Source organism: Xanthomonas euvesicatoria pv. euvesicatoria (genome assembly GCF_020880415.1).
In the GTDB taxonomy this organism is placed as follows: Bacteria; Pseudomonadota; Gammaproteobacteria; order Xanthomonadales; family Xanthomonadaceae; genus Xanthomonas; species Xanthomonas euvesicatoria.
In genome coordinates, this window is record NZ_JAJIUJ010000071.1 from 1 (window position 1) to 11,513 (window position 11,513).

At 65.1% G+C, this 11,513-nt stretch carries 9 protein-coding genes; 6 read left to right on the forward strand and 3 right to left on the reverse strand.

Going from position 1 to position 11,513, the window contains the following annotated elements:
* Both LN450_RS12230 and LN450_RS12235 read right to left on the reverse strand, forming a co-directional pair.
* The coding region (locus tag LN450_RS12230) for a flavodoxin family protein (protein ID WP_008573320.1) at positions 1-567 on the reverse strand (567 nt) is incomplete at its 3' end.
* A gap of 231 nt (positions 568-798) precedes the next feature.
* Entirely contained in the window at positions 799-1,695 is an 897-nt protein-coding gene (locus LN450_RS12235) for a LysR family transcriptional regulator (protein WP_011348698.1), read from the reverse strand.
* Positions 1,696-2,061: 366 nt separating this feature from the next.
* Here LN450_RS12235 and LN450_RS12240 point away from each other — a divergent pair, with 366 nt between their 5' ends.
* From LN450_RS12240 to LN450_RS12250, 3 genes are all read left to right on the forward strand, one after another.
* Positions 2,062-2,880, forward strand: a complete 819-nt coding sequence (locus LN450_RS12240; protein ID WP_039417931.1) for a DODA-type extradiol aromatic ring-opening family dioxygenase — start codon at positions 2,062-2,064, stop codon at positions 2,878-2,880.
* Between the two features lie 207 nt (positions 2,881-3,087).
* Positions 3,088-4,332, forward strand: coding sequence for a putative DNA modification/repair radical SAM protein (locus LN450_RS12245; protein ID WP_008573323.1), 1,245 nt, complete (start codon positions 3,088-3,090; stop codon positions 4,330-4,332).
* Between the two features lie 272 nt (positions 4,333-4,604).
* Positions 4,605-6,041 (forward strand): UdgX family uracil-DNA binding protein, encoded by a 1,437-nt coding sequence (locus tag LN450_RS12250; protein ID WP_011348696.1) that lies wholly within the window; start codon positions 4,605-4,607, stop codon positions 6,039-6,041.
* 517 nt (positions 6,042-6,558) lie between these two features.
* On the opposite strand, the gene LN450_RS12255 is transcribed toward LN450_RS12250, so the two are convergent.
* Positions 6,559-7,116: a fasciclin domain-containing protein gene (locus tag LN450_RS12255; protein ID WP_008573326.1), complete on the reverse strand. Its 558-nt coding sequence runs from the start codon at positions 7,114-7,116 to the stop codon at positions 6,559-6,561.
* Between the two features lie 662 nt (positions 7,117-7,778).
* On the opposite strand from LN450_RS12255, the gene LN450_RS12260 reads away from it, so the two are divergent.
* The 3 genes from LN450_RS12260 to LN450_RS12270 all read left to right on the forward strand — a co-directional run bounded on the left by LN450_RS12260 (position 7,779) and on the right by LN450_RS12270 (position 11,434).
* The gene (locus LN450_RS12260; protein WP_008573327.1) at positions 7,779-9,455 is read left to right on the forward strand and encodes a Na+/H+ antiporter; all 1,677 of its coding nucleotides are present in this window, start codon (positions 7,779-7,781) and stop codon (positions 9,453-9,455) included.
* 276 nt (positions 9,456-9,731) lie between these two features.
* Positions 9,732-10,676: an ABC transporter ATP-binding protein gene (locus LN450_RS12265; protein ID WP_011348695.1), complete on the forward strand. Its 945-nt coding sequence runs from the start codon at positions 9,732-9,734 to the stop codon at positions 10,674-10,676.
* Positions 10,673-11,434: an ABC transporter permease gene (locus tag LN450_RS12270; protein ID WP_011348694.1), complete on the forward strand. Its 762-nt coding sequence runs from the start codon at positions 10,673-10,675 to the stop codon at positions 11,432-11,434. The genes LN450_RS12265 and LN450_RS12270 overlap by 4 nt, the downstream gene beginning before the upstream one ends.
* The last annotated feature ends 79 nt before the right edge of the window (positions 11,435-11,513 follow it).

Here is an 11,513-nt window from a genome sequence, read left to right on the forward strand (position 1 = left end):
GCCCTTGAGCTTGGCGGCCACTTCGGCCACGCGCTTGCCGAACAGCTTGGCCGTTTCCAGGTCGCCGCGACGCGGCGCTTCGTCCGGCGACGCGTCCGATGGCGAGATCGCCAGTGCACCGCCCCAGCCGCCAGTCCAGTTCACGTCCTGCGGCCCATGCGCCTTGGTGTTGGCCGGCGGCAGCCCGGTGCCGACCCAGATCTGGCCATGCTGTTGCGACAGCGTCCACAAGTACTGGATGGTGGTGGCCTTGTCGCCGTTGGCCGATGCCGAATTGGTGAAGCCGGCAGCGACCTTGTCCTTCCAGGCCTGCGCAAACCACGGCTTGGAGCTGGCATCGGCAAATTTCTTGAACTGCCACGCCGGGCCGCCCATGTAGGTGGGGCTGCCGTAGATGATGGCGTCGGCGGCACTGATGGCATCCCACGCGTCGTCGGGCAGGTTGCCGTCCTGGTCGATGCGGTACAGCGTGGCCTCGCCAACGCTGGCCGCGCCCGCGTGCACGGCTTCGGCCTGCTTGACGGTGTGGCCGTAGCCGCTGAAATACACGATGGCGATCTTGCTCATGGGCACTCCTGTTGAACGGGGAGCCGGATTGTGCGCACACCACACCGGTCGCGACAGCAGAATGACCACGCACGGGACGAACTGTTGCCGCGGTCGTTTGCCGCCGCGGGTGAACCGGGATGCGTTTGTCGAAATGTCGCGTGCTTGCGCGCCCAGTTCCCCGATCCCGCATCCCGGCCGCATTGGCTCACGTGCCGGATCAGCGACCTGTTTCTTGGCGTCGCCGCTGGCTCAACCAGGTCCGGGCTCGGCCATGCATTCGATCAGGTAATCGATGAAGCTGCGCACCTTCGGTGCCAGGTGGCTGCGGCTGGTGTACACCGCAAAGATGCCGATTTCGTCCAGTGCGTAGTCCGGAAGGATGCGCACCAGCCGCCCTGCGGCGAGGTGCGGCTCGGCCAGGAAATCCGGCTGCATCACGATGCCTTGCCCGGCCAGCGCGGCAGCGTTCAGCACATGCCCGTTGTTGGCGCGCAGGCCGCCGCGCAGGCGCACGTCGATATCGCCCTCCGGGCCCTGAAAGCGCACCTCGTCGCCGCTGGGGGAGTAGTGGTAGAGCAGGCATTCGTGGCCGGCCAGATCGGATGGGTGCCGGGGTGTTCCGGCACGCGCCAGATAGGCCGGCGATGCACATGCCAGGATGCGGACCTTGCCCAACTGCCGGGCGATCAACATCGGCGCCGGCTGGCGGGTGATGCGGATGGCGACGTCGAAGCCTTCTTCGACCATGTCCACCAGGCGGTCGGACAGCGACAGGTCCAGTTCCACCTGCGGGTAGCGTGCACGAAAGCCCGGCAGCAATGCGCCCAGGCGCTCGATGCCATAGCTCACCGGCGCGTTCACCCGCAGCACGCCAGCCGGCTCCAGCGCTTGCGCGCCGATGGTGGCCTCCAGGTCGTCCAGATCGGCCAGCAGCTGCAGGCAGCGCTGGTAGTAGGCGCTGCCGGCACTGGTCAGGCTGACCCGGCGGGTGGTGCGGTTGAGCAGGCGGGTGCCGAGCCGCTGTTCAAGCGCGGCGATCTGGCGGGTGACGCTGGCAGTGGAGCGGTCCAATGCATCGGCGGCGGCGCTGAAGCCGCTGCGCTCGGCCACCGCGGCGAACACGCGCATCGCATCGAGGGTATCCATGGAGGTCCGATTGTTACCTTAAGTGAAATAATTTATCTGAAGTAACTGTATTTATCAGAATTCTGTAACGAATAGACTGGTGTGGTGCCTACTGGAGTCCGCCATGACGGCTGGCCTTGCATTTTCGCGCCCCCATCGGCACGCCTGTCTGCATCAGCGTGGGCGTTTGCGGTGCCTGGCATGACCGCGTGATGGCGTGCGCTCCAGCCGGCACTTGCGCGCGCTGCCTGGCGCCCGAAACCCGGGCGGCGACCGGGGACCTGGCGTCATGGGCGGAGTCGGTGATCGCCCGGGCCTTGCCCGACCAGGCGCATTCGCCATGAGGCCGTCGCGCCGATGCTGTTTTCATCGATCAAGGAGCTGTCCATGACCCGCTTGCCCTCCCTGTACATCTCGCACGGCTCGCCGATGACTGCGCTGCAGCCGGGGCAGGTCGGCGAGCGCCTGGCCGACCTGCGGCACGCGTTGCCGCGGCCGCGTGCCATCGTGGTGGCGAGCGCGCACTGGCTGGGCCGTCGCCCGCTGGTCAGCGGTGCGCTGCGGCCGCCGACCATTCACGACTTTGGCGGCTTCCCGGCGCCGTTGTATGCGCTGGACTATCCGGCGCCCGGCGAGCCGGCATTGGCGCAGCAGATCGTGCGCCGGCTGGAGCAGGCCGGCCTGCATCCGCAACTGGACCCGCAGCGCGGCTTCGATCACGGCGTCTGGGTGCCGCTGCGCCTGCTGTATCCGGACGCCGACATCCCGGTGGTGTCGCTATCGATCCAGCCCGAGCTGGGACCGGCGCACCAGTTCGCGGTGGGGTGTGCGCTGGCGCCATTGCGCGATGACGGCGTGCTGGTGGTCGGCTCAGGCAGCATCACCCATAACCTGCACGACTTGCGCCACGGCTACAGCGCCGAGCGGCAAGCGCCGTACGTGCGGCCCTTCATCGAATGGACCGAACGCAAGCTGCTGGACAACGACATCCCCGCGCTGCTGGACTACCGCCGCCAGGCGCCGCATGCCGCACGCGCGCATCCCAGCGACGAGCACTGGCTGCCGCTGTACGTGGCGATGGGGGCGGCCGGCGATGACCGGCTTGGTGCGCAGCGCATCGACGCCGGCATCGATGCGGGTTTGATGGCCATGGATCTGTATCGCTTCGATGGCCCTGCAGCGGCGGCGGACCCGATCGCGGCATAGCGCCGGGGTGCGGACGTGGGCGCATCGGCATGTTTGCGCCAAGTGCTGCAATGCCGATCGGGATGGCGCAATCGCACGGTCGGCAGGGGCGGGGACGCATGCAGTTGCGAGCGGCCGGATCGCGCCAACCCGCAGCGCTCTGAAGCATTCACGATCGGGTGCATGCGAGTCTCATAGGCTGAGACGCCACCGCTGCATGCTGCCCGCGTGAAAATCCTCGACAAGCTCGCCGTCCTCGCCGACGCCGCCAAATACGATGCCTCCTGTGCTTCCAGTGGCGCCAACAAGCGCAACTCGCTGGGCACCGGCGGCATCGGCAGCACCGAGGGCATGGGCATCTGCCACTCGTACACGCCCGATGGCAGATGCGTGTCGCTGTTGAAGATCCTGCTGACCAATTTTTGCATCTTCGACTGCGCGTACTGCGTCAATCGCGTGTCCAGCAATGTGCGCCGTGCGCGCTTCACGCCGGAGGAAGTGGTCACGCTCACGCTGGATTTCTACAAGCGCAACTACATCGAAGGCTTGTTTCTCTCCAGCGGCATCATCCGCAACTCCGACTACACCATGGAGCAACTGGTGGAAGTGGCGCGGCAGCTGCGCGAGGTGCACCATTTCGCCGGTTACATCCATCTCAAGACCATCCCGGATGCGGCCCCGGAGTTGCTGGCAGCGGCCGGACGCTATGCCGATCGCTTGAGCATCAATGTGGAGTTGCCCACCGAACAGGGCCTGACGCTGCTGGCGCCGGAAAAAAGCGTGGGCGGCATTCGCTCGGCGATGGGCGAGTTGCGCTGGCGCATCGAAGAGAACCAGCTCGAACGCAAGGCCGAAACGGTGCGCCGCGCCAAGCCGCCACGCTTTGCACCGGCCGGGCAGAGCACGCAGATGATCGTCGGCGCCGACAATGCCAACGACCGCAGCATTCTGGACACCAGCCACAACCTCTACGGCAATTACCGCATGCGCCGGGTGTATTACTCGGCCTTCAGCCCCATCCCGGACGCCTCGTCCAAGCTGCCGTTGCAGGCGCCGCCCCTGCAGCGCGAGCACCGGCTGTACCAGGCCGACTGGTTGCTGCGTTTCTACGAGTTCAGCGTGGAAGACATTGCGCCGGCGCAGTCCAGCGGCATGCTCGACCTGGACGTGGACCCCAAGCTGGCCTGGGCATTGCGCAATCCCGAGCGGTTTCCGGTGGATCTGAATGCGGCACCGCGCGAAATGCTGCTGCGCGTACCGGGCCTGGGCACGCGCAACGTGGAGCGTCTGTTGTTGTCGCGGCGGCATGCGCGCTTGCGGGTTGGGGATCTGGCACGGCTGCGCGTGCCAATGAAGAAGTTGCTGCCGTTTGTGAGTGTGCTGGATCATCATCCGCGTCAACGCTTGGATGATCCTGTGCGGTTGCGGGCGCAATTGGCACCTGCGCCTAGGCAGGCGGGGTTGTTTGATTAGTGCCTCTGCGATAAGGCCGCACCGGTCCCCTGCGCTCCTTGCCACGCGCGGCACGGCGCCCAAACTCGCTACGCTCAAACAAGGGCGCCTCTTCGGCCACGCATGACTGCGGTGCTCGGCTCGCTTTAAGGCGACGGGGTGAAGCAAGATCCACGGCCACGGCCACGGCCACGGCCACGGCCATAGCAATAGCAATAGCAATAGCAATAGCAGCGGCGATAGGGTCTTGGTGTTGATGGTGGCGTTAGTCTCTGGGGAGTGCGGTGTGAGCGATGTTCAGCGCTGAGGTGGAGCCGCCATGGAGTTTTGAGGCATGGCGCGCGTTGGCGCGGGCGGGCTGGTGCGCGCAGGTGGAGCCGGACGATGTGGCCTGGAATGGCGGGGCGCAGGGCGGCTTGTTGATGGGGCAGGGCCTGTTGGCGTTGCCGGCTGTGGTGCCACCACCACGGGTCTCTGCAGATTTCATGCAGCTGGCGGCCTCGGTGCTGTGTCACCGCGACCCGCAACGGCATGCCGTGTTGTATCGCTTGCTGTGGCGCGTTGCCTCTGGCGAAAAAGCCTTGCTGGAACGCGCCACCGATGTGGATGTACACCGGCTACGGCAGTGGCAAAAAGCGGTGCAGCGCGATACGCACAAGATGAAGGCCTTCGTGCGCTTTCGCCGCCTGCCCGGGGAAGAAGAAGACTTCGTGTCCTGGTTCGAGCCCGAGCACTGGATCGTGGATCGCGTGGCGCCGTTTTTTGCGCGCCGGTTTGCCGGCATGCGCTGGGCGATCCTGACCCCGTACCGCAGCGTGCGTTGGGATGGGCAGGCGTTGGCCTTTGGCGAAGGCGCGGTGCGCACCCAGGTCCCGGCCGACGATGCGCAGGAGACGCTCTGGCGCACGTACTACGCGCACATCTTCAACCCGGCGCGGCTCAACCCGACCATGATGCGGCAGGAAATGCCGCAGAAATATTGGAAGAACCTGCCCGAAGCCACGCTGTTGCCGGAGCTGATCCGCGAAGCCGGCGTGCGCGTGCGCGAGATGGCCGAGCGCGCGCCCGAGCCGGTACGGCGACGGGTGCCGGCGGCGCCTGCGCCACTGCCGGACGTGGTCACCCAAAGCCTGGCCCAGTTGCGCACTGCCGCACGCGATTGCCGGCGTTGCGAGCTGTGGCAACCAGCAACGCAAACAGTGTTCGGCGAAGGGCCCGACGATGCGTCGGTGATGGTGATCGGCGAGCAGCCTGGCGATGAAGAGGACTTGAGCGGTCGTCCGTTTGTCGGGCCTGCCGGGCGCCTGTTCAACATGGCATTGGGCGAGCTGGGTGTGGACCGAGAGAAGTTTTACGTCACCAATGCGGTCAAGCATTTCCGTTTCGAGCAGCGCGGCAAACGGCGGCTGCATCGCAATCCCGAGCGCACCCATGTACAGGCCTGTAGCGGGTGGTTGCAGGCCGAACGGGCGCAATTGCGTCCGGCCCAGATCGTCTGCCTGGGCGCGACTGCGGCGCAAGCGGTGTTGGGAAGCAGCTTCCGATTGATGCGCGAGCGCGGGCAATGGCAACGCCTGGACGACGGCACGCCGGTGTTGACCACGGTGCATCCGTCCTGGGTGTTGCGCCAGCCATCGACCGATGCGCGCGAAGAAGGGTATCGCGGATTTGTCGAAGATCTCCGTCGATTGCTGGATCCACCGCCGCCGTCCAGCGATCAGTCGAGATAGGGAAACCGCGCGTCGCACGGGCAAAAAAATACGCGTGCAAGGGCACGCGCACGGTGTCGGAGAATCAGGACACCAAGCGGAGCCACCGGCACGCCGGTCACTCCATCACCGCCGCTTGACGGTTTGATTGCGGTCGCTGGAGGCTGGCTCGCGCGACGCACAGCATGTTGAACGAAGACCTGCCTTCGGTAGGACGTTCGCAGATCCACTGCCCTCCACCGTCGATCGGTGGCTTGGAGTTGCTGATCCACTAGCGACAAACAGAACCCACAGGGCAGCCGTCATGCGGTGCCTCTGGTTGCCCGATACCGCACTAGCCGAGACATCTTGTGTGTCGATGTCGCGTAAGGTCTGCGCTTGCTAAACGGTCGCCTCATCGACGGAAACTTCTTCAAGACAGCGCGTCTGAGGCCATGACGCTGCATGAAAGCGCTGCGCCATCGGCGGAAAAACCACGTTCCGCCGATGGCAGCGTGCCTGCGTCAGCCGCGACGCGTCGCAGTGCGACGGCAGGCCATTACGGCATCAGCACCTTGTCCACCACGTGGATCACGCCATTGCTCTGCATGACGTCGGCAATGGTGACGTTGGCGGTATTGCCCTTGACGTCGGTGATGGTGACCTTTTTGCCATTGAGCTTTGCGGTCAGCGGTTCGCCCTGCACGGTGGTCAGCGTGGCGCTGCCGCCGCCGGCCTTGATCTTGGCGATCAGCGAAGCAGCATCCACCTTGCCCGGCACCACGTGATAGGTCAGCACCTTGGTCAGCGTCGCCTTGGATTCGGGCTTCAGCAAGGTGTCGACGGTGCCGGCCGGCAGTGCCGAGAAGGCCGCATTGGTCGGTGCGAACACGGTGAACGGGCCCGGGCCCTTCAGCGTGTCGACCAGGCCGGCGGCTTTGACGGCAGCGACCAGCGTGGTGTGGTCCTTGGAGTTGACCGCGTTGTCGACAATGTCCTTGGTCGCCAGCATCGGCGCGCCGCCAACGGTCGGATTGGACGCAGCATAGGCGGGAGCCATGGCGCTGCTCAGGGCAATGGCGGTGGCAACGGCAAGCGACTGGAATGAAGTCTTCATGAGGCATCGATCCTTTTGGGTTGGCGATTGCCTGGATGGCAACCGTAACGTCAATACGCGCCTGCGAAACGGCCGGATGCATCACGCTGTTTTGACATTCATCAACCACGTTTGGCGTGGTGATGGTGGCGTCACAGGTGGCTGGTGCCCGCGTGGGCCACGACCGACAGCGATACGACAGCGGTCGCTGCACCCGCACGCGCTCGCGCGTCATCCGTGGCTATAGCGCGATGGTTCGTGCCCTTCCAAGAAAGCGGCAAGGCGATGCGCAACGCCCTTCGATGCCGTGGGCGCGACATGCCTTCGGCTCGATCGGATCGAGCGTTCATGCACTGCGGCCGACGCAGACGTGCCTGTGTCCAACATGCCGGCTGCGGTTGCGGAAACGCCTGTGCGTCATTGCATCGTTCGTCACCGATCGAGCCGCAGCCGCTCGCCACCGCGTCGCTGCACGATCGGTTTGCCGCAGGGCGCGCACTTGAAGCGCGTCACCGCGCCTGCCTCCATTCGCCAGCGTATCGGACGCCGGCCGGTTGAACCGATCCGCAACAACCCTGCCGCATCGCCCAACCTGCCAAGGTGCGAGGCAATGCGGTGGTTTTCATCACCGGGTGCAACACGGTATGGTCCGGTAGGTGCGTTGTTGTGCGTCGCAATATGCGATGCCGCGCGTGCGGCCGTTTCTTCATTCCGGGTTTTTCATGCATTCGATCGATGTCGTCCTCGCCATGTTGCTGGCGGTCGCGGCCAGCGGTTACCTCATCCGCATCCTGCCGTTTTCGCTGCCGCTGCCGTTGGTCCAGATCGCGCTGGGCGCGGTGGTCTCCGGCGTCTTCGATGCCGGGCACGAGCTGGAACCGGAGCTGTTCTTCCTGTTGTTCCTGCCGCCACTGCTGTTTCTGGATGGCTGGCGCATTCCCAAGCAGGGCCTGTTCCGCGACAAGGCGGCCATTCTGGAACTGGCGTTGGGGCTGGTCATCTTCACCGTGATTGGTGCCGGCTTCTTCATCCATTGGCTGATACCGGCGATGCCGCTGGCCGTGGCGTTTGCGCTGGCAGCGATCATTTCGCCGACCGACCCGGTGGCGGTGTCCTCGATCGCCTCCAAGGTGCCGATCCCCAAGCGCCTGATGCACATTCTGGAAGGCGAGTCGCTGCTCAACGACGCCTCGGGCCTGGTGTGTTTCCAGTTCGCGGTGGCGGCGGTGCTGACCGGCACCTTCTCGGTGGCGGCCGCTTCGCTGACCTTTCTGTGGGTGGCGCTGGCCGGCCTGGCCTTGGGCGTGGCGACGACCTTTGGGTTGAGCCGCATCCAGGCCTGGATCTGGCGGCATTTCGGCGAGGAGCCCGGTTCGGCGATCCTGGTCAACCTGCTTACCCCATTTGCGGCGTATCTGCTGGCCGAAGCCTTCCATGCCTCCGGCATCCTGGCCGCAGTGGCCGCCGGCATCACCATGAGCTACGTGGAAATGGCCGGCAACGCCCCGGGCAATATGCGCCTGCAGCGTTCGGCGGTGTGGGACACGGTGCAGTTCACCTTCAACGGCATCATCTTCGTGCTGCTGGGCGAGCAGTTGCCGGGCATCCTGGACGGTGCGGTGCGCAGCGTGCAGGAGGCCGGGCACCTCAATCCCTGGTGGCTGGCGGTGTACGTGGCCACCATCAGTCTCAGCCTGATGGCGTTGCGTTTTGTGTGGGTGTTCCTGTCGTTGCGCTGGAATATCTTCAAGGCGCAGCGACGCGGCGAGGCGCATGTCAGCCCGCCGTGGCGCATCGTGGTGGCGGTGTCGCTGGCCGGCGTGCGCGGTGCGATCACCCTGGCCGGCGTGCTCACGCTGCCGTTGATGCTGGAGGACGGCTCGCCCTTCCCGGCCCGTCAGTTGGCGATCTTCCTGGCGGCCTCGGTCATTCTGGTGTCGTTGCTGGTGGCCAGCGTCGCGTTGCCGCGGCTGTTGCGTGGGCTGGAGTTGCCCGAAGAAGAAGACGAGCAGCTCAAGGAAGACCTGGCCGTCAAAGCCGCTTCGCAGGCGGCGCTGGATGCAGTGGAAAAGCTGCGCCAGCGGCTGGTGGAAGACAGCAAGCATGCCGAGCGCTACAACGCGGCGGCCAACCAGGTGAGCCAGCGCTATCAGCGCAAGCTCGGCGCGGTGGACATGGCCGAGACCGATCCGGAAGAGGCGGTTGCTTACGAAAAGGCGCTGCGCCAGTTTCGCCATGCGGCCTTGGTGGCCGAGCGCAATGAGCTGTTCAAGCTTGCGCGACGACGCGAAATTTCCGACGACCTGTCGCGGCGGCTGGTGCGCAATCTGGATCTGATCGAGTCGCGCAAGCGCGCGTGAATCGGGAATCGGGAGTGGGGAATCGCAAGAGCCAAGGCGGTTGCCATGTTTTGGTAGGAGCGCACCTGGGCGCGATGGGGCATTGGCGGGAAAGCCCCATCGCGCTCAGGCGCGCTCCTGCATAGAGATACGCCAACACCGGGGTGCAGCGTGCGTGCGCAGCCCAGTTCGCTCACGCTCCTGCGCGTGTGTCGGGAGACACTATCCCACTCGCACTGCTGCCATTTTCATGGCGCACGGCCTACCCTGTGGCGCTTATCCTCCCGTGCCAGACCCATGACTTCGATCGTCTCCATCCAGGGCTTGAGCAAGACCTACGCCGGCGGTTTCCAGGCGCTCAAACAGGTGGATCTTGAGATCCGGCGCGGCGAGATTTTCGCGCTGCTCGGCCCCAACGGCGCCGGCAAAACCACCTTGATCAGCATCATCTGCGGCTTGATCAACCCCAGCACCGGCACTGTGCTGGCCGACGGGCACGACATCGTGCGCGACTACCGCGCCGCGCGTGCCAGCATCGGCCTGGTGCCGCAGGAACTGGCCACCGATGCGTTCGAAACGGTGTGGGCCACGGTGCGTTTCAGCCGCGGCCTGTTCGGCAAGCCGGCCAATCCGCAGTACCTGGAAACCATCCTGCGCGAGCTGTCGCTGTGGGAGAAACGCAACAACAAGATTTCCACGCTCTCCGGCGGCATGAAGCGGCGTGTGCTGATCGCCAAGGCGCTCGCCCACGAGCCGCGCATCCTGTTCCTGGACGAGCCCACGGCCGGTGTGGACGTGGAGCTGCGTCACGACATGTGGCAGATGGTGCGGCGGCTGCGCGAGCAGGGCACCACCATCATCCTGACCACCCACTACATCGAAGAGGCCGAAGACATGGCCGACCGCGTCGGTGTCATCAATCGCGGCGAGCTGGTGCTGGTGGAAGACAAGCACACGCTGATGCGCAAGCTGGGCAAGAAACAGCTCACGTTGAGCCTGCAGGCGCCGTTGCAGGCGCTGCCCGCCGCGCTGGCCGACCTGCCGCTGGAGTTGGCCGCCGAAGGCAACGCCTTGATCTACACTTTCGATACCCAGGCCGAGCAGACCGGCATCGGTGCGCTGCTGCGCCGGCTCAACGAGCAGGGCATCGACTTCAAGGACCTGCATTCCAGCGAGAGTTCGCTGGAAGAGATCTTCGTCAACCTGGTGCATGGCGCACGTCAGCAGGAGGTGCGCGCATGAACCTGCATGCGATTGCGGCGATCTACCGCTTCGAAATGGCGCGCGCCTTCCGCACGCTGACCCAGTCGATCGCCTCGCCGGTGTTGTCGACCTCGCTGTACTTCGTGGTGTTCGGCGCGGCGATCGGTTCGCGCATGGGCGATATCGACGGCATCAGCTACGGCGCCTTCATCATTCCCGGCCTGGTGATGTTGTCGCTGCTCAACGAGAGCATCTCCAATGCTTCGTTCGGCATCTACATGCCGCGCTGGGCCGGCACCATCTACGAGGTGCTGTCCGCGCCGGTGGCGTGGTGGGAAATCGTGATCGGCTACGTGGGCGCGGCGGCGACCAAATCGGTGATGCTGGGCTTGTTGATCCTGCTGACCGCACGGCTGTTCGTGCCATACGAGATCGCGCACCCGGTGTGGATGCTGGGCTTTCTGGTGCTCACCGCGCTGACCTTCAGCCTGTTCGGTTTCATCATCGGCATCTGGGCCGATGGCTTCGAAAAACTGCAGGTGATTCCGCTGATGGTGGTGACGCCGCTGACCTTCCTGGGCGGCAGTTTCTATTCGATCAACATGCTGCCGCCGTTGTGGCAGAAGGTCACCCTGTTCAACCCGGTGGTGTATCTGATCAGCGGCTTTCGCTGGAGTTTCTACGGCAAGGCCGATGTGCATATCGCGGTGAGCACCGGCATGACGTTCCTGTTCCTGCTGGTGTGCCTGGGCGTGGTGGCGGCGATCTTCCGCAGCGGCTATCGGCTCAAGGCGTGAGTGGTGAAGGCAGTGGTGTTTGTCGCTGCAGTTTGGTGGATGCGGCCGGAGGTCCGGGTCGAACGGTGAGCGAGGCGAG

What these genes read in the sequence shown, in the direction of transcription:
- LN450_RS12235 (WP_011348698.1), bottom strand. Translation starts at nt 1,695, where the DNA reads ATGGATACCCTCGATGCGATGCGCGTGTTCGCCGCGGTGGCCGAGCGC.
- LN450_RS12265 (WP_011348695.1), top strand. Translation starts at nt 9,732, where the DNA reads ATGACTTCGATCGTCTCCATCCAGGGCTTGAGCAAGACCTACGCCGGC.
- LN450_RS12240 (WP_039417931.1), top strand. Translation starts at nt 2,062, where the DNA reads ATGACCCGCTTGCCCTCCCTGTACATCTCGCACGGCTCGCCGATGACT.
- LN450_RS12250 (WP_011348696.1), top strand. Translation starts at nt 4,605, where the DNA reads ATGTTCAGCGCTGAGGTGGAGCCGCCATGGAGTTTTGAGGCATGGCGC.
- LN450_RS12260 (WP_008573327.1), top strand. Translation starts at nt 7,779, where the DNA reads ATGCCGCGCGTGCGGCCGTTTCTTCATTCCGGGTTTTTCATGCATTCG.
- LN450_RS12255 (WP_008573326.1), bottom strand. Translation starts at nt 7,116, where the DNA reads ATGAAGACTTCATTCCAGTCGCTTGCCGTTGCCACCGCCATTGCCCTG.
- LN450_RS12270 (WP_011348694.1), top strand. Translation starts at nt 10,673, where the DNA reads ATGAACCTGCATGCGATTGCGGCGATCTACCGCTTCGAAATGGCGCGC.